Source organism: Streptomyces sp. NPDC088116 (assembly GCF_044741745.1).
In the GTDB taxonomy this organism is placed as follows: domain Bacteria; phylum Actinomycetota; class Actinomycetes; order Streptomycetales; family Streptomycetaceae; genus Streptomyces.
In genome coordinates this window covers 88,151-108,521 of the sequence record NZ_JBIUTF010000003.1, presented here as the reverse complement: position 1 = coordinate 108,521, position 20,371 = coordinate 88,151, and the positions used below count along the sequence as shown (strand labels likewise).

The following is a 20,371-nucleotide window of genomic DNA, read 5'->3' as shown; positions in this document are numbered from 1 at the left end:
CTCCGTTCTGTGGGCTCTGGCGGATCCGTGTCATCCGGTACGGCCGCACGTGGTTAGCATGAGCGCCACATGTGGTGCGGAAGATCACCGTCCCCATCGGTGTCCGATCCCGCCCGTGCGGCCGAACCGCGCAGGTCGGCCGGTATGTTCCCCCTGCACTCAAGTACCGAGGGACCGCGGAATGTCAGTGCCTGTCGCCCCCAATCCGCACCGGATACGCACCCCACGGTCCCGGTCGACGGCCGTACCCCTGATCCTGGTGGTGGCTGCCGGAGCGGCCGGAGGCGCGGCGGCCGTGACCGCCCCCGAACCGGCCCGTGCCTGGGTGGCGGCCACCGCCGCGGTCTCCTGGGCCTGTTTCACCATCGCCGTCGTCTCCGCCGTTCTGCTGCTGCGCCGCGGCCGGCGTGCCGCGCTCTCGGCGGAGAACGAGGCCAGATCGGCGCGGACGCAGCTGGCCCAGAGCGGCGCGGAGTCCGCGCATCTGCTGAATGTCGCCCTGCCCGCGGTGATCAAGCGGGTACGTGACGGAGCGGGCGCCGACGAGACACTCGCCGCCACGCCCCCGCCGTCCGACCCGCAGGTGCGCCGCATCCTGGAGATGTTCACCGCGGAACTCGCGGACTCCGAACAGCGGGCGGCCCGAGCGACGGCCGACAGCGAGACCGCCGTACACCGGCTGGCACGGGCCGCCGACGATCTGGACCTGCTGACCACGAAGACACTGCCCGCCGCGATCGGCGGGCTGCGCTCCGGCGGCTCCGCCGACACGGTGCTCGGCGGCATCGAGGCACCCTCGGACCCGCGGCTGCGGGTCCTGGTCGACGCGGTGGTCAGGGACTTCGCCCTCAGCGAGCGGCGCGGAGCCGCCGCGCAGGCGGCCAGTGCCAAGGCGCTGAGCCGGGTGCAGGCGAAGGCCGTGAGCATGCTGGCCGATCTGCGGGAGATGCAGGACCGGCACGGCGAGGAGGTCTTCGGGGATCTCCTCAAGCTCGACCACAACACCTCGCAACTCGGGCTGCTCACCGACCGGCTGGCCCTGCTGATGGGCGGCCGCGCGAGCCGCGCCTGGAACAAGCCGATCGGCATGGAGAGCATCCTGCGCGGCGCGGTGGGCCGTATCGCCGCCTACCAGCGGGTCCGGCTGCACTGCTCCAGCCATGCCGCGATCGCCGGGTTCGCCGCGGAGCCGGTGATGCATCTCCTCGCCGAACTGATGGACAACGCGGCGAACTTCTCCCCGCCGATCGACGAGGTCCATGTCTATGTCGAGGAGCGCAGCGCCGGCATCGTGGTGACCATCGAGGACAGCGGTCTGAAGATGGCCCCCGCGGCGATGCGCCGGGCGGAGGAGTCCGTGTCCGGGCGGGTCACCGACCTCGCGAAGCTCCAGGGAACCCGGCTCGGCCTGGCCGTGGTGGGCCGGCTGGCCGCCAAGTACCACATCAGCGTCAACTACCGGCCGTCCTCCCGGGGCGGTACGGGCGTGGTGGTGCTGTTCCCGCCGCAGCTCCTCGCCCAGCAGCGCGGTACGGCTCCCGAGCACTTCCTGCGGCGCCCCGCGCCGGAGGCGACCGTGCCCGCGCCCGCCACACCGCCTGCCGCCCCGGCCCCGGAGGCTGTCCCGGCCCCAGCAGCCCCGGCGAGCGCACAGGCCCCGGGGGCCTCAGGGACCCCGGGGGCCTCAACAGCCCCGCCCGCCCCGCCCGTCTCGTACGACCCGCCCGTCTCGTCGGGTACGGCCGCCTCGCCGCCTCCGCCCGCCCGTACCGCCGCGGCGGCCGGTCCCCAGCTGGCGACGCCCAACGGGCTGCCGGTTCGCCCGCCGGGCCGCACCATGGCCGCGGCGGACCGCGGCCGGCCCCAGCCGGAGGCGGAGACCGACAGCGCGAAGCCGCGCCGCGACGCGGGCTCCCAGTTCGGTGCCTTCCACCGCTCGCGCCGTTCGTCCAACGGCCCGTCCGGTACTCCGTCCGAGTAGGGACTGTGCTCTCCCCGTAAGGCGCCCGGGGTCTCGGCGCCCACCCCCACCCAGAACGCGAGATCGGAGGCACGGGCCGGTGACTGGACTCTCAGGTACATCCCGCCCCACGCACACCATGCAGACCACTGACAACAGCGTGACCTGGCTCTTGGAGAGCCTGTTGGAACGCACCCCGGGTACGCGACACGCCCTGGTGCTCTCCCGTGACGGGCTGAAGCTCTGCTGGAGCCGCCATCTCACGCTCGATCAGGCGGACCAGCTGTCCGCCATCTGCTCGGGCATCCAGGCGCTCGCCCAGGGCGCCTCGGTGGAGTTCGGCAACGGCAGCGGCGGTGTCCGGCACTCGATGACCGAATTCCACGGTGGGCTGCTGTTCATCGTGGAGGCCGGTAACGGCGCGCATCTGGCGGTCGTGGCCGAGGACGGCGCCGACCCCGGGGTGGTGGGCCATCAGATGTCCGAGCTGGTCGAGCAGATCGGTGAGCATCTGCGGGCCGAGCCACGCGACTCGGCCGGGAAGAGTTCACCGTCATGACCCGCCGGCCCGTCGACATGGGGGACCCCGACCGGCTGTACACCGTGACCGGAGGCCGCAGCCGGGTCGATGACACCACGTTCGACCTGGTCACCCTGATAGTCAGCGAGTGCGAGCCGGCCGCGGGGATGCAGTCCGAGCATGTCCGGATCCTCGAACTGTGCCGCCATCCCACCGCGGTCGTCGAGCTCTCCGCTGAGCTGAGACTGCCGGTGATGGTGGTACGGATCCTCCTCGGCGACCTCCTCGCGACGGGCCGGATCACCGCCAGGCATCCCCGTACGGCACGCTCCGCAGACCTTCCCGAATCCGCCCTCTTGCAGGAGGTGCTCCATGGACTCCGCAACCTCTGAACTGCCGGTCCGTACGCCGTTGGCGGACGCGGCCGAGACCGGACTGAAGATCGTCGTCGTGGGCGGATTCGGCGTCGGCAAGACCACGCTCGTCCGGTCGGTGAGCGAGATCCGTCCGCTCAACACCGAAGAGGTCATGACACAGGCCGGGATCGGGGTCGACGAGACCGCCGGGCTGACCACCAAGACCACCACGACCGTGGCCTTCGACTTCGGCCGGATCAGCCTCAACGAACGCATGGTGCTCTACCTGTTCGGGGCGCCCGGCCAGGAGCGGTTCTGGTTCCTGTGGGACCGGCTGTTCTCGGGCACGCTCGGCGCGGTCGTCCTGGTCGACACCCGCCGGATGAGCGAGTCCTGGTACGCCATCGACCGGCTGGAACACCACCGGACCCCGTTCGTGGTCGCGGTCAACCGGTTCGACGACGACGTCTCGGCGTTCTCGCTGACGGAGATCCGCCAGGCCCTCTCGCTGCCGGATCACATTCCGCTGATCGACTGTGACGCGCGGGTGCGCTCGTCCGGCAAGAACGTCCTGATCACCCTCGTGGACCACCTCTACGAACTGGCCATGGCCCGGGAGATGACACCGTGACCGACCCCACCACCGACGCCGCGGGACCCGCACCCGGCCAGGCCCCGCCCCCGGGCTGCCCCGCGCACGCGGGCGCGGTGCCGCTGAGCGGGCTGGAGTACCAGCAGACCCCCTCCCAGCTGTACCGCTCGCTGCGCAGGGAACACGGCGCGATCGCACCCATCCTGCTCGACGGGGGCATTCCCGCCTGGCTGGTGCTCGGTTACGCGGAAGTCTCCTACGTCACCAGCCACGACGAGCTGTTCGCCCGCGACTCGCGGCGCTGGAACCAGTGGCCGAACATTCCGGCGGACTGGCCGCTGATGCCGTTCGTCGGCTACCAGCCGTCGCTGCTGTTCACCGAGGGCGTCGAGCACCAGCGCCGGGCCGGTGTGATCGCCGAGGCGCTGGAGGCCGTCGACCAGTTCGAACTCGCCCATATGTGCGAGGAGATCGCCGAGAGTCTCATCGACGTGTTCGCCGGCAGCGGGCAGGCCGAGCTGATGGCCGCGTACGCGCACGCGCTGCCGATGCGTGCCGTGGTCCGGCTCTGCGGTATGCCCGCCGACGGCGTGGACACCGAGGATCTCGTACGGGACCTGAAGATCTCGCTGGACGCCGCCGAAGGTGACGATCCGGTCGCCGCGTATCTGCGGGTGCAGGAGCGCATCGAGCGGCTGGTGAAGGACAAGCGGAACAGCCCCGGCCCGGATGTCACGTCCAGGATGCTGGCGCATCCGGCCGCGCTGACGGACGAGGAGGTCGTACAGGACCTGATCACCGTCATCGCCGCCGCGCAGCAGCCGACGGCCAACTGGATCTGCAACACCCTGCGTCTGCTGCTGACCGACGACCGGTTCGCGCTGAACGTGTCCGGCGGGCGGCTGAGCGTCGGCCAGGCGCTGAACGAGGTGCTGTGGCTGGACACCCCGACGCAGAACTTCGTCGGCCGGTGGGCGGCGCGGGACACACAGCTCGGTGGCCGGCACATCAAGGCGGGCGACTGCCTGGTGCTGGGGTTCGCCGCGGCGAACACGGATCCGCAGATCTGGCCCGAGGGTCATGTGGGGGCGGAGAACTCCGCGCATCTGTCGTTCAGCAACGGTGAGCACCGCTGCCTCTACCCGGGTCCGCTGCTGGCCGACGTCATCGCGCGGACCGCGATCGAGACCCTGCTGGAGCGGCTGCCGGACGTGGTGCTGGCGGTGGAACCGTACGAACTGACCTGGCGGCCCTCGATCTGGATGCGGGGACTGACCGCGCTTCCGGTGCGGTTCACGCCGGCCGTGCGGTAGCGAACGCCCTTGCCGGACCGGCGGATCCGGGCCTTGTGGCATGGCCGGCCGCCGGGCCCGGAAACACCGGGCCCGGCGGTTGCCGTCACGACGGGACGGGTGTGAACTCCACCGGCAGGGACTGCGGTCCCCGGGTGAACACCCCCTGCTCGACCGGGTCGAAGCCCTCGGCCAGCCGCAGATCGGGCATCGCGTCGAGCAGTTGGCCGACACCGGTCTCGACCTCCGCCTTGGCCAGCAGGGCGCCCACGCAGAAGTGCCGTCCGAGCGCGAAGGCCAGATGATCGGCGGCGGCGGAGAAGGCGGTCGTCGTGGTCAGGTCGTCGCGGAAGATATTGAAGCGGTCCGGCTCCTGGTAGCGGGAGCCGTCGCGGTTGGCGGAGCCGATCAGGCAGGTGACCGTGGCACCGCTCGGTATGGTCCCACCGCTGACCTCGACGTCCCGCGCGGTCTGCCGCATGATCATCTGTACCGGCGGACTGAACCGCAGGGTCTCCGCGAAGGCCCGGTCGATCAGGGTGCGGTCCTCCCGTACGGCCGCCAGCTGTTCGGGGTGCAGCAGCAGATTGGCGAAGATGCTGGCGATCGCCTTGTCGGTGGTCTCACCACCGGCGGCGAGCAGCAGGCTGCAGAACGCCTTGATGTCCTCGTCGCTCATCCGTACGCCGTCGACCTCGGCCGCGCACAGCGTCGAGAGTAGGTCGTCCCCCAGGTTGTCCCGCCGGTCCCGGATGATCGGCAGCATGTACTCGGCGAACTCGACACGCGTCCGCTCACCGGCCGCCGCCACCTCCGCGTCGCCGGACAGATTGCCCAGGAAGGCGATGACCGCCGTGTACCAGCCGTGGAAGCGGTCGTGGTCGGCCTTGTCCAGGCCCAGCATGTCGGCGATGACATTGACCGGAAAACGAGTGGCGTAGTCCCGTACGAGATCGGCGGACCCGGTGTGCCGGAACGAGTCGATCAGCTCTCGGGAGTTGCGCTCGACAACAGGCAGGAACTTGTCCCTGAGATCGCTCCCCCGGAAGGCCGGGGCGACCAGCGCCCGGCGTACGGCGTGCTCACGCCCGCTGAGCTGGAGGATCGTCTTGCCGTGCACCGGCTCGATCTGCCAGTCGTAGTTGTCGGTGGTGAACACCGACTCCTTGTCCTTGAAGGCGCGTTCGACGTCCTCGTACCGGGAGATGAGGTAACTCCGGGTGGCCTCGTGCCAGATGAGCGGTGCGCTCTCCCGCATCGCGCGATAGGCCGGGTAGGGGTTCGCGGCGAATTCGGGCGACAGGATGTCGGGGAACTGCTGTGCGGTGGCCATAGGGCTCCCTCGGTCGGTACGGCCCAGTCCATAACGGGCAATGCCCCTAAGGCTATTGATCATCCAGCACCAAAAACAGGCCAACCGGGGAGCTACCTGCAACCGATGCGATAGTGGTGGCCCCTTACGGCGCCCTGTACGCGCGACCGGGGGATCAACGAGGAGACGGAGCGGCATGACGGAGCAAGCATTGATCAAGGGCGTGAGCGGCAGGGAACCCCGGATCGACCCGCTGGCCTTCACGGCACCGACGTCCGTGGTGCTCGGCGAGGTCACCCTGGCCGCGGGGGCCTCCATCTGGTACCACGCCGTGCTCCGGGCCGACTGCGGCCCGATCACCGTGGGCGCCGACAGCAATATCCAGGACAACTGCAGCCTGCACACCGACCCCGGTTTCTCCCTGACGGTCGGCGAGCGCGTATCGGTCGGCCACAATGCCGTGCTGCACGGCTGCACCGTCGAGGACGACGCGCTGATCGGTATGGGCGCCACGGTCCTCAACGGCGCGCACATCGGCGCGGGCTCCCTGGTGGCGGCGCAGTCGCTTGTACCTCAGGGCATGCGGGTGCCGCCCGGTTCGCTGGTCGCGGGGGTACCGGCCAGGGTCAAGCGCGAGCTGACCGAGGAGGAGCGCGAAGGGATCAGCCAGAACGCGGCGGGGTACCTGGAGCTGGGGAAGACTCATCGGGCGGCGTACGAGAGCTGACGCCTTCCGGGGGCCGGCCGGAGCAGATCCGGAGGCGTGGCGTTCCGCCGTGTCCACCGATGCCCGGCTGCCGGTGGGACATTCAGGGGGTCAGTCGACGACGGGTACGGTGTCGGGCTCGCCCGGTGCCGACTCGGCCTTCGCCGCGGCCTTCTTGGCGCGCTTCTTCAGGATGAGCATCGAGGTCAGCCCGATCAGCACGGCGACCACGAGGCCGAGCCAGGAGAAGCGCTTGAGCCAGGCCTCGGCGACCACGCCCACCGAGTAGATGACGGCGGTCGTACCGCCCGCCCAGACGATTCCGCCGAGTACGTTGGCGATCAGGAACTTCCAGTACGGCATGCGCAGGACGCCCGCGAGCGGCCCGGCGAAGATACGCAGCAGGGCGACGAAACGGCCGAAGAAGACGGCCCACATGCCCCACTTCTCGAACGACCGCTCCGCCATGGCGATCTGGGCCTCGCCGAAGTGCTTGGGGAATTTCGAGCCGAGCCGGGCGAGCAGCGGCCTGCCGCCCTTGCGGCCGATGGCGTAGCCGATCGAGTCCCCGATGATCGCGCCGGCCGTGGCGCAGGCGGCCAGGATGTAGACGTTGATGTCGCCGTGCTGGGAGGCGAGCAGCGCCGAGCTGACGAGGACGATCTCGCCCGGCAGCGGGATACCGAGGCTTTCGAGCCCGATGACCACCCCCACCAGGAGATAGATGCTGACCGCGGGGACGGTTTCGAGCCACTCCTGGACGTGCAACGCCGGTTCCTCCCGAAAATCCCCGAGCCGCTGTTCCCCGACCCGCTGTTCCTCGACCGTCGTTCACCGGTCGCTGTCGGCCGGTCACCCCGGGCCGCTTCCCGCGCACCCGCCGGTGAGGCGGGTGCGCGGGAAGCCTACCTGGTGGGTGGATACGGTCAGGAATGCGGGCGCAGCGTCCAGACGACCGTCATCTCACCGGTGACCGCGCCGTCCGCGCGGGTGAGGGCGACGGCCACCGGGAATTCGGGGCGCTGTCCGGCGTCCAGCTCCGCGACGACGTCCGCCACCGGGCGGCCCAGCGTCGCGGTGGCTGTGACAACCCCCATGGCGAGTTTCCGGTAGCCGATCTCCGCCTTGACGGCGAGCGGAACGGCGCGCTGGAGCTGGTCGCCGAAGGCGGCGAGCACGATCGCGCCACTGGCGGCCTCGGCGAGCGTGAACATCGCTCCGGCGTGCGGTCCGCCGACGTGGTTGTGGTAGTCGGGCTGATCGGGCAGCCGGGCGACGGCACGTTCGGCGGTGGTCTCCAGGAACTCCAGCCCGAGGGTGCGGGCCATGGGAACGGTGGCGGCGAGTGTCTCGCCGACGGACATCTGGTCAGGACTCATGGCCGCGATGTTACCCACGAGTAGGGGAGTTTCACCATCCCCTGACAGGGCGGCCGTAGCAGCGCCGGGACACCCCATCTATCGTTACTGGCCATGTGGCCAGGACAGCAGCCGCCCGGGGGCGAGCAAAACCCGCAGGACCAGAATCCGAATCCGTACCAGCAGCCGGGGTATCAGCAGCCGAATCCGTACCAGCAGCCCGGCTACCAGCAGCAGCCCGGATATCCGCAGCAGGGGTACCAGCAGCAGGGGCAGGCGGGGCAGCAGCCCAACCCGTACCAGCAGCCGACCGTGCCGCAGCAGTACGCGGTACCGGGCCCGCCCGGCCCCGCACCGGGCAAGAAGAGGACGACGGTCGTCGCGGTCGTCGCGGCCGCGGTCGTCGTGATCGCCGCCGCGGGCACGACGTTCTTCGTGATGAACACGGACGACGACGAGAGCGGCAAGAACAACAAGGCGGGCGAGGACGCCAAGCCCTCCGTGTCCAAGGAGCCCACTTCTTCCGCGCCCGTCGACAACCCCCGGGACGGCTCGTCCGTGAGCAAGCCGCTGATCGCGGGCTGGAAGGTCGTGACCAACCCCAAGCACGGGACGCAGTTCGACGTTCCCGCGGACTGGGAGGTCTCGGGGACCGGCGTCCACTCGGGATTCGAGGACGAGAAGAAGGGGGACGGCTCGCCCGTCATCACCTTCTCGGCGCCCGCCTTCTACAAGTCCACGTGGTGCTCCCAGGACACCAACAAGGACGGCAAGATGGAGGACAGCAGCCTCGCCGGCACCGGCACCAAGGGCGGCGAGGGCGCCGAGAACACGGCGTCGGCGGCGCGCAGCGAGGCGGGGACCTGGGTCTGGGCGGCGTACGACCAGGAGGAGACTCCGGAGGTCGCCGCCAAGGGCAAGGTGAAGATGAGCAAGGCCGAGGCGTACACGACGAAGTCGGGGCTCAAGGGTCACTTCGCGACGGCCACGGCCACGGGTGTGGCCAAGGAGGACAAGTGCGACACCGACGGCAAGTCGATCGCCTTCACCTTCACCAACGCCAAGGGCGACTTCGCGACGTGGGTGCTGTACACCAGCAAGGGTGTGCCGTACGAACTCCCGGACGAGACGATCAAGAAGATCATGAGCACGGTCCGGCTGGCGAAGGCGTCCTGACGTCTCGTCCTTCCGGCTCTCGTCTCCTTCCGGCCTCTCGTCCTTCTGACTCCCGACGCGTCCTCCTGACGGACCGGCTCGTGCGCGACGGAGGGGAAAACCGGTTGGCAACGGGGCATGGGGCCGCGATAGTCCCCGGGTGACCTCTCCCGCCGACGACCTCCGCGCCCGCCGCCCCGCCTGGGCCGGACGCAACTACACACTGCTGACCGCCGCGGCGATCGCCACCAATCTGGGCAGCCAGGGTGCGCTGATCGCCTCGGCGTTCGCGGTTCTGGAGTCCGGTGGCGGCGCGGGCGATGTGGGGCTGGTGGCGGCGGCCCGTACGATTCCGCTGGTCCTCTTCCTGCTCGTCGGCGGCGCACTGGCCGACCGGCTGCCCCGGCACCGGGTGATGGTCGCCGCCAACGCCCTCAACTGCGTGTCACAGGGCGCCTTCGCCGCCCTCGTCCTCACCGGTGACCCCCGGCTGTGGCAGATGATGGCGCTGGCCGCTCTGGGCGGTACCGGGCACGCCTTCTTCAGCCCGGCCTCCGAGGGCATGCTGATGTCCAGCGTCACCGGCGAACAGGCCGGCCGCGCCTTCGCCCTCTACCGGATGGCGATGCACGGCGCGGGAATCGGCGGCGCGGCCCTGGGCGGCGCGCTCATCGCGGTGATCGGCCCCGGCTGGGTCCTGGCCGTCGACTCCGCCGCTTTCCTGGTGGCCGGAGCGCTGCGCGCCTTCCTCGACGTCAGCCACATTCCGCCGCGCGAACCCGGCGACGGCATGATCTCCGATCTGCGCGACGGCTGGCGCGAGTTCATCGGGCGGCCCTGGCTCTGGACCATCGTCGTGCAGTTCGCGGTGGTCAACGCGGTCTTCGTGGCGGCCGAGGCGGTGTACGGGCCGCTGGTGGCCCGGGACCAACTCGGCGGGGCGGGGCCCTGGGGCCTGGCGCTCGCCGCCTTCGGCGCCGGAACCGTGGCCGGCGCCGTATTGATGGTGCGCTGGAAGCCGCGCCGCCTGCTGCTCGTGGGCACCCTCTGCGTCTTCCCGTACGCCCTCCCGGCGGCCGGACTCGCGGTGCCCCTGCCGATCGCGGGCCTGGCGGTGGCGATGTTCGTGTCGGGCGTCTCGATCGAGGTGTTCGGTGTCTCGTGGATGACCGCGCTGCATCAGGAGATCCCGGAGGAGAAGCTCTCCCGCGTCTCCTCGTACGACATGTTCGGCTCGATCGGGATGATCCCGCTGGCCACGGCCCTCGCGGGGCCGACGGAGAGCGCCTTCGGGCGGTCGTCCGCGCTGTGGGGCTCCGCGGCGCTGATCGTGCTGCTGACGGCCGCGGTTCTGGCCGTCCCGGACGTACGCCGGCTGACCCGCCGTACGGAGACGGAGAAGATCGCGGGCCCCGCCGGCTCCCCCGCCCTCGCCGTGTCTCCCGTCCCGTCAGCCGATGCTGAAGGCGCCGTCGGGCGGGCGGGGTGACGGCACCGCGCCGCTGTCCCGTACCGGTACCGCGTCCCCGGTGAACCGGCGCAACGAGCGGCCGTGTTCGACACGGGCGGGAAAGACGTCCGAGGCGGTACGGCGGGCCAGGGCCACCGTGTCGATCGCGGTGCGCGAGGCGACCAGGACGGCGTTGCCGAAGCGCCGTCCGCGCAGGACGGACGGCTCCGCGATCAGCGCCAGCTCCTCGAAGACGGCGGCGAAGGTGGCCAGTTGGGAGCGGAGGAAGTCGAAGGGCGCCCCGTCGGCGAGATTGGCGGCGTAGACCCCGTCGGTCCGCAGCACCCGCGCGGCCTCGCGGGCGTACTCGACGGAGGTGATGTGGGCCGGGACCCGGGAGCCGCCGAAGACATCGGCGATCAGTACGTCCACCGAGTCGTCCGGTGTCTGTTCGAGCCGGCGGCGGGCGTCCGCGCCGTGCACGGTGATTCCGCTGCCGTCCGGTATCGGCAGCCGCTCGGCGACCAGCGCCAGCAGTCCCGCGTCGGCCTCCACCACCTGCTGCGCCGAGCCGGGCCTGGTCGCCGCGACATAGCGGGGCAGGGTGCACGCCCCGCCGCCGAGATGGAGCACGGTCAGCGGCTCCCCCTCCCCGTCCGCGCAGTCCACGACGTGGGCAAGCCGCCGCACGTACTCGAACTCCAGATGGGTCGGCTCGTCCAGGTCGACATACGACTGCGGAGCACCGTCGACCGTCAGCAGCCAGGCCCGCTCCCGGTCCACGTCGGGCAGCAGTTTGGCGGTGCCGCGGTCCACGGCACGCAGGACGGGGATCGGTTCGTTCACCGTCCCATTGTGCGCCCTGTACGGACGGGGGAAGGGGCCTGGCGGGCCACGCCCGTCTCCCTCGGGTGCGGGAGACGGGCGCGGCCCGCCCTCGAACGTTCCGGGGTCAGAGCAGCGACGTGACCGTGCCGGCGCCGACCGTCCGGCCGCCCTCACGGATCGCGAAGCCCAGCCCCGGCTCCAGCGGTACGTCACGGCCCAGTTCCACGGTCAGGGCCACCGTGTCGCCGGGGCGCGCGACGGCCGCCTCGCCCAGGTCGATGTCACCGACCACATCGGCCGTACGGATGTAGAACTGCGGCCGGTAGCCGCTGGTGACCGGAGTCGTACGGCCGCCCTCACGCGCGGAGAGGACGTAGACCTGGGCCGTGAAACGGCGGCTCGGGACGACGCTGCCCGGCGCCGCCACGACGTGCCCCCGGCGGACCGTGTCGCGCTGCACGCCGCGCAGCAGCAGCGCCACGTTGTCCCCGGCCTCCGCGGACTCCATCGGCTTGCCGAAGGTCTCCAGCCCGGTGACCACCGTCTGCGTGTCGGCGCCCAGCACCTCCACCCGGTCACCGACCCGTACCGTGCCGCGCTCCACCGCGCCCGTGACGACCGTGCCGCGCCCGGTGATGGTGAGGACGTTCTCCACCGGGAGCAGGAAGGGCGCGTCCGTGTACCGGACGGGCATCGGCACATACGTGTCGACGGCGTCCAGCAGCGCCTCCACGGCCGAGATCCACCGCGGGTCACCCTCCAGGGCCCGCAGGCCCGACACCCGGACGACGGGCGCCGCGTCGCCGCCGTACCCGTGCTCGGTGAGCAGTTCGCGGACCTCCAGCTCGACCAGGTCGGTCAGCTCGTCGTCGCCCGCGTCGGCCTTGTTGATCGCCACGACGATGTGGTTGACACCGACCTGGCGGGCGAGCAGCACGTGCTCGGCGGTCTGCGGCATGATCCCGTCGAGCGCGGAGACGACCAGGATCGCCCCGTCGAGCTGGGCCGCGCCGGTCACCATGTTCTTGACGTAGTCGGCGTGACCGGGCATGTCCACATGCGCGTAGTGCCGGGTGTCCGTCTCGTACTCGACGTGCGCGATGTTGATGGTGATCCCGCGGGCGGCCTCCTCCGGCGCCCGGTCGATCCGGTCGAACGGGACGAAGGTGCCGGTCCCCCGGTCGCTGAGGACCTTGGTGATGGCGGCGGTCAGTGTGGTCTTGCCGTGGTCGACATGGCCCATGGTGCCGATGTTGAGGTGCGGCTTGGTGCGCACGTATGCCGTCTTGGGCATGATTCCCTACTCGGACTCGAAGCGTGAGAGGGACCCCTGAGCCTTGCCGACCCTCCCCCTGTGGGGTCCGCCGGACGTTCCGGGAAGGGTCAGCTTCGGGCGCCGCCGGTGGGCGCCGCGGCCGCGGAGTGGGCCAGGAACGCGGCAGCCTTCGGCGCGTCCGCGACTGCGGACGGCGCTGCGAGGAAGGCGTACCGGGACATGTCGCTGATCCTGGCCCATGGCGCGGGCGGCGTCGAATGGTTTTCCGGATCGCGCGGGAGGCGCATCACGGCGATCACGCGCGCGCGTCGGTTACTCTCCCCAAATGCTCGACACCGCCGCCCGGCCGTCTCCGAGTCCGGGTTCCGCCCGGTCCGTCCGCTGCGTCCGGGTTCTGCTCTCGCCCTGGTCGCGGTTCTCCCTTCTCCTCGCCGTGCTGGGGACGGCGGCGGCGCTGGTGCTGCTCTACGAGCCGCAGAGACTGCTGACGGACGGCTGGCCGGCGGAGGTGGGCGGAGGCGCCGCCGTGGTGCTCTTCGCCGTGGCGTACGGAGTGTGCGCCGTCGCGTTCGTCCCCCGCCCGCTGCTCAATCTCGCCGCGGGCGCGCTCTTCGGCTCACAGTTCGGACTGGCCGCCGCGCTCGCGGGGACGGTGCTGGGCGCGGGTATCTCGTTCGGACTCGGCCGCTTCCTGGGCCAGGAGGCGCTGCGCCCGCTGCTGCGGGGACGCTGGCTGACCGCCGCCGACCGGCAGTTGAGCGGCCACGGCTTCCGCTCGATGCTGGCGATCCGGCTGTTCCCCGGGGTGCCGTTCGCCGCCGCCAACTACTGCGCCGCCGTCTCACGCATGGGGTGGGCGCCGTTCCTCCTGGCGACGGGGATCGGTTCGGTCCCCAACACGGCGGCGTACGTGGTCGCCGGAAGCCGGGCGACGGCTCCGACGTCGCCCGCGTTCCTGCTCGCGATGGGCTTCATCGTGGTCACCGGCCTTGCCGCCGCGGTGATCGCCTGGCGCAAGCGCCACCACCTCGGCGGTCGTTGACCTCGCGAACCCGGTGCCGGGTTCTGTCTTCTCAGGGCCGTACGGCGTGCGAGGACGTGGCGAGCCCGAGGTCACCGCCGGGCGGCAGGGCGAAGAACCGTGCCACGTCGGTGTCGGTGACCTGCTCCAGCTCTCGCGGCGACCACTGGGGCGTCCGGTCCTTGTCGATGACCTGGGCGCGGATGCCCTCCGGCAGATCGGAAGTGGCCAGCGCGGCGCACGAGGCACGGAATTCCTGGTCGAGGACCTGCTCCAGGGTGCTCATCCGCCGGGCCCGGCGCAGCGAGGCCAGGGTCGCCTTGAGGGCGGTGGGCGACCGGGTCAGGATCGTCTCCGCGGCTTCCTTCGCCGCCGGGTGTCCGTGTCCGAACAGCCCGCTGACGATCTCCTCCACCGAATCGGCCGCGTAACAGGCGTCGATCCACTCGCGGTCCGCGGCGAGTCGCCCCTCCGGCGCGACCGACTCGTACCGCCGCACCGTCTCCCGTACGTCCCCCTCGGCGAGTTTCGTACGCAGCTCGGGCAGCCGGTCCGCGGGTACGAAGTGGTCCGCGAGCCCGCACAGTTGAGCGTCGGCGGCGCCCACCGCCCGTCCGGTCAGGGCGAGATGCGTGCCCAGCTCGCCCGGCGCGCGGGACAGCAGATATGTCCCGCCCACATCGGGGACCAGGCCGATTCCGGTCTCGGGCATGGCGACGGTGGACCGTTCGGTGACGATCCGTACGTCACCGTGCGCCGAGACACCGACTCCGCCGCCCATCACGATGCCGTCCATCAGCGCGACATACGGCTTGGGGTAGCGGGCGATATGGGCGTTGAGCCGGTACTCGTCCCGCCAGAAGGGGACCGAGGCGTCGCCCCCGGTGCGCGCGTCCTCGTAGATCACCCGGATGTCACCTCCCGCGCACAGCCCCCGCTCACCGGCACCGCAGATGATCACGGCGGCGACGCTGTCGTCACGCTTCCACTCCGTCAGCGCCTCGTCGATCATCCGCACCATGGGACGGGTCAGGGCGTTGAGAGCGCGCGGGCGGTTCAGCGTGATGTGGGCGAGGTGGCCCGCCCGGCCGATCAGTACCGGTTCCTCGTGACCCATGCGGTTCCTTCCCTCGTCCGACACGTCCCGGCCGGTATCGGGCCACTTCCGGCCGGGGGTGCGCGGTGTGTGGTGGGTGCGGGTGCCGGGGCCTCCGGAGGTGCGTGTCCGGAACGTAAAGCGTGATGTGTGGCGCACACCGGCCGTCCGTCAACTACGAGACCCGCACGCGCCGTAAATCATGCAGTGCAGGACATGATCCCGGAGCGGCACCCGGCAACAACCCGCACCCGAACCACCAACCCCTCAACCACCGCGCCCCGCGGCCAACGCCTCGATCAGGCGTTCCGCCGCCAGCGTCGCCGTCAGTCGCCCTTCCCGTACCTCCCGCTCCAGCGAGGGCGCCAGCTCCCGTACCCCCGGGTCCTCCCGCAGCCGGTCCAGGACGTGGTCCCGGACCATCGACCACGTCCAGTCGACCTGCTGGTCACGGCGCTTGCGCTCCAGGCGGCCGTCCGCGTCGAGGACCGCCCGGTGTTGTTCGAGCCGTTCCCAGACGTCCGGCAGACCGGTCCCCTCGCGCGCGCTGCAACTCAGCACCGGCGGCGTCCAGGCCGCGTCCGCCGGATGCATCAGCCGCAGCGCGCCCGCGAGTTCGCGCGCGGCGGAGCGGGCGTCGCGTTCGTGGGGGCCGTCGGCCTTGTTGACGGTGATGACGTCCGCCAGTTCCAGCACACCCTTCTTGATGCCCTGGAGCTGGTCCCCGGTGCGGGCGAGGGTGAGCAGCAGGAAGGAGTCGACCATCTGGGCGACGGTGGTCTCGGACTGGCCGACGCCCACGGTCTCGACGAGCACCACGTCGTACCCGGCGGCCTCCATCACGACGATGGTCTCGCGTGTCGCCTTGGCGACCCCGCCGAGGGTGCCCGCCGTGGGTGAGGGCCGGACGAACGCCGCCGGGTCCACCGCCAGCCGCTCCATCCGGGTCTTGTCGCCCAGGATGGAGCCGCCGGTCCGGCTGGAGGACGGGTCGACGGCCAGGACGGCGACCCGGTGGCCGAGGCCGGTGAGCAGGGTCCCGAGCGCGTCGATGAAGGTGGACTTGCCGACGCCGGGCACGCCGCTGATGCCGATGCGGCGTGCTGTTCCGGCGTGCGGCAGCAGTTCGGTCAGGAGCTGCTGGGCGAGTCCGCGGTGGTCGGGGCGGGTGGATTCCACAAGGGTGATGGCACGGGCGATGTACGAACGGGAGCCGTCCAGAACGCCCTTGACATAGCTGTCGATGTCGATCCGTGGTGGCACGCGCTCACCGCTCGGTGCCGGTGGCGAGGGGCTCGTGGCCCAGTGATGCGGCGAGCGCCACCAGCAGGTCGAGGGCCGCGTCCGGGATCACCGTGCCGGGCGGGAAGACCGCGGCGGCGCCTGCCCGGTGCAGTTCCTCGATGTCCTGGGGCGGGATCACCCCGCCGACGACGATCATGATGTCTTCCCGGCCCTCCGCGGCGAGTTGTTCGCGCAGGGCCGGTACGAGCGTGAGGTGCCCGGCGGCCAGCGAGGAGACGCCGACGATGTGCGCGTCCGCCTCGACCGCCTGGCGTGCCACTTCGGAGGGCGTCTGGAACAGCGGGCCGACGTCGACGTCGAAGCCGAGGTCGGCGAAGGCCGTGGCGATCACCTTCTGGCCTCGGTCGTGGCCGTCCTGGCCCATCTTGGCGACGAGGATGCGGGGGCGGCGGCCTTCGGACTGTTCGAAGTCCGCGACCGCCGCGCGGGTGCGTTCGACGGCCGGGGAGGTGCCTGCTTCGGTCCGGTACACACCGGAGATCGTACGGATCTGGCCGGAGTGGCGCCCGTAGACCTTCTCCAGGGCGTCGGAGATCTCCCCGACGGTCGCCATCGCGCGGGCCGCGTTCACGGCGAGTCCGAGCAGGTTGCCTTCCAGACCGGGCCCGGAGCCGGCCTCGGCCGCCGAGGTCAGGGCGCGCAGCGCGTCCTGGCAGGCGTTCTCATCGCGTTCGGCGCGCAGACGGCGGAGCTTCTCGACCTGCTGGGTGCGTACCGAGGAGTTGTCGACCTTGAGTACGTCGATCTTCTCGTCGGTCTCGACCCGGTACTTGTTGACGCCGATGACGGGCTGGCGTCCCGAGTCGATCCGCGCCTGGGTGCGGGCCGCCGCCTCCTCCACCCGGAGTTTGGGGATTCCGGCGTCGATGGCCTTGGCCATGCCGCCGGCGGCCTCGACCTCCTCGATGTGCTGCCAGGCGCGTCGGGCGAGGTCGTAGGTGAGCTTCTCGACGTACGCGCTGCCGCCCCAGGGGTCGGTCACCCGGCAGGTCCCGGACTCCTGTTGGAGCAGGAGCTGGGTGTTGCGGGCGATGCGCGCGGAGAAGTCGGTGGGCAGGGCGAGTGCCTCGTCCAGGGCGTTGGTGTGCAGGGACTGGGTGTGGCCCTGGGTGGCGGCCATCGCCTCGACGCAGGTACGGGTGACGTTGTTGAAGACGTCCTGCGCGGTGAGCGACCAGCCGGAGGTCTGCGAATGGGTGCGCAGGGACAGCGACTTGGCGTTCTGCGGGTCGAACTTCTTGACGAGCCTGGCCCAGAGGAGGCGGGCGGCCCGCAGTTTGGCGATCTCCATGAAGAAGTTCATGCCGATGGCCCAGAAGAAGGAGAGCCGGGGCGCGAACGAGTCGACGTCGAGGCCGGCGCCGAGGCCGGCGCGCAGGTACTCCACGCCGTCGGCGAGGGTGTAGGCGAGTTCCAGGTCGGCCGTCGCTCCGGCTTCCTGGATGTGGTAGCCGGAGATGGAGATGGAGTTGTAGCGGGGCATCTTCTGCGAGGTGTACGCGAAGATGTCGGAGATGATCCGCATCGAGGGTGTCGGCGGGTAGATGTAGGTGTTGCGGACCATGAACTCTTTGAGGATGTCGTTCTGGATGGTCCCGGCCAGCTTCTCGGGCGGTACGCCCTGTTCCTCCGCGGCGACGATGTAGAGGGCGAGTACGGGCAGCACCGCGCCGTTCATCGTCATCGAGACGCTCATCCGGTCGAGCGGGATGCCGTCGAAGAGCTGGCGCATGTCGTAGATGGAGTCGATGGCGACGCCCGCCATGCCGACGTCGCCGGTCACCCGTGGGTGGTCGCTGTCGTAGCCGCGGTGGGTCGGCAGGTCGAAGGCGACCGACAGGCCTTTCTGTCCGGCGGCGAGATTGCGCCGGTAGAAGGCGTTGGACTCCTCGGCGGTGGAGAATCCGGCGTACTGCCGGATGGTCCAGGGCTGGTTGACGTACATCGTGGGGTACGGGCCGCGCAGATAGGGCGCGATGCCGGGGTAGGTGCCCAGGAAGTCGAGCCCCGCCAGGTCCTGTTGGGTGTAGAGCGGCTTGACGGCGATGCCTTCGGGGGTTTCCCAGAACAGGTCGTGGTCCGCCCGGCCGGTGTTTTCCTTGACGGCCGTACGCCACTGGTCCTCGGTGGCCGCGGCGTGGTCGCCGGGGCCCAGCTCGATCTCGGAGAAGTCCGGGATCCTCATCACGCCACTCCCATCCGGTCGAGGACGGAGGTGAGGACGGCGATCGCGTCGCCGCCCGCGACGACGAACTCGTCGACTCCGGCCCGTACATAGGTCTCACGCTGTTCGCCGGGCCGGCCGGCGAGGAACACCTGTGCCGCGCCGGCCGACTTGAGCGCCTCGGCGACGGGCGCGGCCCGGTCGGCGTAGAGCGCGTCGCTGGAGCAGAGGCAGGCGATGGTGGCGCCGCTGCGGGTGAAGGCGTCGGCCACGGTGTCCGCGTCGACCGACACCGGGTCGTGGACCGGCTCGATCCCGCCGGCCTGGAAGAGGCTGGTGGCGAAGGAGGCGCGGGCCGTGTGGGCGGCGGCCGGGCCGAGGGCGGCCAGGAAGACGCGCGGCCGGGTGCCGGTGGCGGCGAGATGCGCGTCGGAGCGGGCGCGGAGCTTCTCGTACGCCTCGTCACGGCGGACGGTCGGCAGTCCGCCGCGGGGCGGCTCGGGGGGTGTGTCCCGTTCGACCGGTTCCTGCGCGAGCTGGGGGAACTCACTGACGCCGGTGATGGGTTCGCGCCGCCGGGCCAGTCGGGTGGTGCGCTCCGCCCAGGTGGCGGCGAGCCGTTCGCCGACCATTCCGTCGCGCAGGGCGGCCCGTTGGCCTCCCGCGCGTTCGATCTCCTGGAACCACTCCCAGGCCGCGTGGGCGAGTTCGTCGGTGAGCCGCTCCACGTACCAGGAGCCGCCGGCGGGGTCGATGACCCGTCCCAGGTGGGACTCCTCCAGCAGGATCGTGGAGGTGTTGCGGGCGATCCTGCGGGCGAACGCGTCGGGCAGTCCGAGGGCGTGGTCGAAGGGCAGTACGGTGACGGCGTCGGCACCGCCCAGTCCGGCGGCCAGTGAGGCGACCGTGGTGCGGAGCATGTTCACCCAGGGGTCGCGCCGGGTCATCATCACCGGTGAGGTCACCGCGTGCTGGCGCTGCGCCCCGGCGTGCGCGGGGGCGCCGCAGGCCTCGGCCACCCGGGCCCACAGGCGCCTGGCGGCCCGGAGTTTGGCGATGGTGAGGAACTGGTCGGCGGTGGCCGCGTACCGGAATTCGAGCTGGGCGCAGGCCTCTTCGACGGAGAGTCCGGCCGTGGTGAGGTCGCGCAGCCAGCCGACGCCGGTGGCGAGCGAGCAGCCCAGTTCCTGCGCGTCGGAGGCCCCGGCCTCGTGGTACGGGAGCGCGTCGACGGAGATGGCGCGCAGTCCGGGGTAGGCGCGGTGGCAGAGCGCGGCGAGTCCGGCCGCTTCCTCGACCGCCTCTTCCGTGCGGTCGGCCGATTCCTCGCCCGTACGGGCGAGTTGTCCGATCGGGTCGGCGCCGAGGGTGCCGCGGGCGGCGTGCCGCTCGATGCCCCGCTCGTCGTACAGCCGGAACAACTCGGCTGCGGCCGGCCCGAATTGGTCACCGGCGTCGAGGGCGAGGGGCGCCAGGTCGAGATAGACGCCTTCGAGTGCCGTGGCCAGTCCGGACACGGGGACTCCGCGGGATCCGACGGAGAGCCAGAGGGAGGTGACCCCGTTCTCCAGGTCGCTGAGCACGGCTTCGTTGGTCCGTACGGGATCGGGCCGCGTGTGGCGCTGCCGTACCTCCCAGCCGGATACCGCTGCGCCCTCGGGCCGCCCGCCTCTCGTGAAGGGCGCGAAGCCTGGATAGCCGCAGTCGCCCGGGGCGTCCTCGGAGGTATAGAGCGGACGGGTGATGAGCCCGTCCTGGAGCTTTGTGGACAGTGCTTCCTCGGCAGCCGGTCCCGATGCTTCCCGACCCGTTTTGCGCAGAACGCCTTCCACCAGGCTCTGCCACTGTTCGCGGGTCGCATCGGGGAATTCGGCGGCCAGGGAAAGCCCGTCGTCAGGCAGGACCGTCATGGCCAGATTTTAGGCCAGCGCAACGAATGAGCAGCAGAGCACACGGCTGTGACCTATCCCTCGCCGTTAG

Annotated in this window: 18 protein-coding genes; 9 read left to right on the top strand and 9 right to left on the bottom strand. The window is 71.0% G+C overall.

Going from position 1 to position 20,371, the window contains the following annotated elements; genetic code table 11:
* The first annotated feature begins 181 nt into the window (after positions 1-181).
* The 5 genes from ACIOJD_RS12965 (at position 182) to ACIOJD_RS12945 (ending at position 4,741) form a co-directional block, all read left to right on the top strand.
* Positions 182-1,981 (top strand): sensor histidine kinase, encoded by a 1,800-nt coding sequence (locus ACIOJD_RS12965; protein WP_401911968.1) that lies wholly within the window; start codon positions 182-184, stop codon positions 1,979-1,981.
* A 118-nt stretch (positions 1,982-2,099) separates the two neighbouring features.
* Positions 2,100-2,519: a roadblock/LC7 domain-containing protein gene (locus ACIOJD_RS12960; protein ID WP_401887250.1), complete on the top strand. Its 420-nt coding sequence runs from the start codon at positions 2,100-2,102 to the stop codon at positions 2,517-2,519.
* Positions 2,516-2,872, top strand: coding sequence for a DUF742 domain-containing protein (locus ACIOJD_RS12955; RefSeq protein ID WP_401911966.1), 357 nt, complete (start codon positions 2,516-2,518; stop codon positions 2,870-2,872). Before ACIOJD_RS12960 ends, ACIOJD_RS12955 begins: the two co-directional genes overlap by 4 nt.
* Positions 2,853-3,467, top strand: coding sequence for a GTP-binding protein (locus ACIOJD_RS12950; RefSeq protein WP_401911964.1), 615 nt, complete (start codon positions 2,853-2,855; stop codon positions 3,465-3,467). Before ACIOJD_RS12955 ends, ACIOJD_RS12950 begins: the two co-directional genes overlap by 20 nt.
* Entirely contained in the window at positions 3,464-4,741 is a 1,278-nt protein-coding gene (locus ACIOJD_RS12945; RefSeq protein WP_401911962.1) for a cytochrome P450, read from the top strand. The genes ACIOJD_RS12950 and ACIOJD_RS12945 overlap by 4 nt, the downstream gene beginning before the upstream one ends.
* Positions 4,742-4,826: 85 nt before the next feature.
* Here the strand turns inward: ACIOJD_RS12945 and ACIOJD_RS12940 are convergent, their stop codons facing one another.
* Positions 4,827-6,053 carry a cytochrome P450 gene (locus ACIOJD_RS12940; RefSeq protein ID WP_401911960.1) on the bottom strand — a complete coding sequence of 409 codons (1,227 nt, stop codon included), beginning with the start codon at positions 6,051-6,053 and terminating at the stop codon, positions 4,827-4,829.
* A gap of 175 nt (positions 6,054-6,228) precedes the next feature.
* Between ACIOJD_RS12940 and ACIOJD_RS12935 the strand changes: the two genes are divergently transcribed.
* Complete coding sequence (locus tag ACIOJD_RS12935) at positions 6,229-6,759, top strand: gamma carbonic anhydrase family protein (protein WP_401911957.1); 531 nt, start codon at positions 6,229-6,231, stop codon at positions 6,757-6,759.
* 90 nt (positions 6,760-6,849) lie between these two features.
* Here the strand turns inward: ACIOJD_RS12935 and ACIOJD_RS12930 are convergent, their stop codons facing one another.
* Positions 6,850-7,506, bottom strand: coding sequence for a DedA family protein (locus ACIOJD_RS12930; protein WP_401911955.1), 657 nt, complete (start codon positions 7,504-7,506; stop codon positions 6,850-6,852).
* A gap of 158 nt (positions 7,507-7,664) precedes the next feature.
* A complete protein-coding gene (locus ACIOJD_RS12925) occupies positions 7,665-8,117 on the bottom strand; it encodes a DUF4442 domain-containing protein (protein ID WP_401911952.1) in 453 nt (150 codons plus the stop codon).
* A gap of 93 nt (positions 8,118-8,210) precedes the next feature.
* On the opposite strand from ACIOJD_RS12925, the gene ACIOJD_RS12920 reads away from it, so the two are divergent.
* Both ACIOJD_RS12920 and ACIOJD_RS12915 read left to right on the top strand, forming a co-directional pair.
* Complete coding sequence (locus ACIOJD_RS12920) at positions 8,211-9,272, top strand: hypothetical protein (protein WP_401911949.1); 1,062 nt, start codon at positions 8,211-8,213, stop codon at positions 9,270-9,272.
* Between the two features lie 139 nt (positions 9,273-9,411).
* The gene (locus ACIOJD_RS12915; RefSeq protein ID WP_401911948.1) at positions 9,412-10,740 is read left to right on the top strand and encodes an MFS transporter; all 1,329 of its coding nucleotides are present in this window, start codon (positions 9,412-9,414) and stop codon (positions 10,738-10,740) included.
* On the opposite strand, the gene ACIOJD_RS12910 is transcribed toward ACIOJD_RS12915, so the two are convergent.
* Both ACIOJD_RS12910 and tuf read right to left on the bottom strand, forming a co-directional pair.
* On the bottom strand, positions 10,702-11,547 hold the full coding sequence (locus tag ACIOJD_RS12910) for a spermidine synthase (protein WP_401911946.1): 846 nt from the start codon (positions 11,545-11,547) through the stop codon (positions 10,702-10,704). The genes ACIOJD_RS12915 and ACIOJD_RS12910 overlap by 39 nt on opposite strands.
* A gap of 106 nt (positions 11,548-11,653) precedes the next feature.
* The gene (tuf, locus tag ACIOJD_RS12905; RefSeq protein ID WP_401911943.1) at positions 11,654-12,823 is read right to left on the bottom strand and encodes an elongation factor Tu; all 1,170 of its coding nucleotides are present in this window, start codon (positions 12,821-12,823) and stop codon (positions 11,654-11,656) included.
* A gap of 307 nt (positions 12,824-13,130) precedes the next feature.
* Between tuf and ACIOJD_RS12900 the strand changes: the two genes are divergently transcribed.
* Positions 13,131-13,847 carry a TVP38/TMEM64 family protein gene (locus ACIOJD_RS12900; RefSeq protein WP_401911941.1) on the top strand — a complete coding sequence of 239 codons (717 nt, stop codon included), beginning with the start codon at positions 13,131-13,133 and terminating at the stop codon, positions 13,845-13,847.
* Positions 13,848-13,878: 31 nt separating this feature from the next.
* On the opposite strand, the gene ACIOJD_RS12895 is transcribed toward ACIOJD_RS12900, so the two are convergent.
* The 4 genes from ACIOJD_RS12895 to ACIOJD_RS12880 all read right to left on the bottom strand — a co-directional run bounded on the left by ACIOJD_RS12895 (position 13,879) and on the right by ACIOJD_RS12880 (position 20,301).
* Positions 13,879-14,943: an enoyl-CoA hydratase/isomerase family protein gene (locus ACIOJD_RS12895; protein ID WP_401911939.1), complete on the bottom strand. Its 1,065-nt coding sequence runs from the start codon at positions 14,941-14,943 to the stop codon at positions 13,879-13,881.
* A gap of 246 nt (positions 14,944-15,189) precedes the next feature.
* Positions 15,190-16,185: a methylmalonyl Co-A mutase-associated GTPase MeaB gene (gene meaB / locus ACIOJD_RS12890; protein ID WP_401911937.1), complete on the bottom strand. Its 996-nt coding sequence runs from the start codon at positions 16,183-16,185 to the stop codon at positions 15,190-15,192.
* Between the two features lie 4 nt (positions 16,186-16,189).
* A complete protein-coding gene (scpA, locus tag ACIOJD_RS12885) occupies positions 16,190-18,412 on the bottom strand; it encodes a methylmalonyl-CoA mutase (protein ID WP_401911935.1) in 2,223 nt (740 codons plus the stop codon).
* Positions 18,412-20,301, bottom strand: a complete 1,890-nt coding sequence (locus ACIOJD_RS12880) for a methylmalonyl-CoA mutase family protein (RefSeq protein WP_401911933.1) — start codon at positions 20,299-20,301, stop codon at positions 18,412-18,414. Before ACIOJD_RS12880 ends, scpA begins: the two co-directional genes overlap by 1 nt.
* Between the last annotated feature and the right edge of the window lie 70 nt (positions 20,302-20,371).

Excerpts from the sequence above, each read along its gene's own strand:
- ACIOJD_RS12920 (WP_401911949.1), top strand. The coding sequence starts at position 8,211 with ATGTGGCCAGGACAGCAGCCGCCCGGGGGCGAGCAAAACCCGCAGGAC.
- ACIOJD_RS12900 (WP_401911941.1), top strand. The coding sequence starts at position 13,131 with ATGCTCGACACCGCCGCCCGGCCGTCTCCGAGTCCGGGTTCCGCCCGG.
- tuf (WP_401911943.1), bottom strand. The coding sequence starts at position 12,823 with ATGCCCAAGACGGCATACGTGCGCACCAAGCCGCACCTCAACATCGGC.
- ACIOJD_RS12955 (WP_401911966.1), top strand. The coding sequence starts at position 2,516 with ATGACCCGCCGGCCCGTCGACATGGGGGACCCCGACCGGCTGTACACC.
- scpA (WP_401911935.1), bottom strand. The coding sequence starts at position 18,412 with ATGAGGATCCCGGACTTCTCCGAGATCGAGCTGGGCCCCGGCGACCAC.
- ACIOJD_RS12880 (WP_401911933.1), bottom strand. The coding sequence starts at position 20,301 with ATGACGGTCCTGCCTGACGACGGGCTTTCCCTGGCCGCCGAATTCCCC.
- ACIOJD_RS12940 (WP_401911960.1), bottom strand. The coding sequence starts at position 6,053 with ATGGCCACCGCACAGCAGTTCCCCGACATCCTGTCGCCCGAATTCGCC.
- ACIOJD_RS12895 (WP_401911939.1), bottom strand. The coding sequence starts at position 14,943 with ATGGGTCACGAGGAACCGGTACTGATCGGCCGGGCGGGCCACCTCGCC.
- ACIOJD_RS12965 (WP_401911968.1), top strand. The coding sequence starts at position 182 with ATGTCAGTGCCTGTCGCCCCCAATCCGCACCGGATACGCACCCCACGG.
- ACIOJD_RS12950 (WP_401911964.1), top strand. The coding sequence starts at position 2,853 with ATGGACTCCGCAACCTCTGAACTGCCGGTCCGTACGCCGTTGGCGGAC.
- ACIOJD_RS12925 (WP_401911952.1), bottom strand. The coding sequence starts at position 8,117 with ATGAGTCCTGACCAGATGTCCGTCGGCGAGACACTCGCCGCCACCGTT.
- ACIOJD_RS12960 (WP_401887250.1), top strand. The coding sequence starts at position 2,100 with ATGCAGACCACTGACAACAGCGTGACCTGGCTCTTGGAGAGCCTGTTG.
- ACIOJD_RS12935 (WP_401911957.1), top strand. The coding sequence starts at position 6,229 with ATGACGGAGCAAGCATTGATCAAGGGCGTGAGCGGCAGGGAACCCCGG.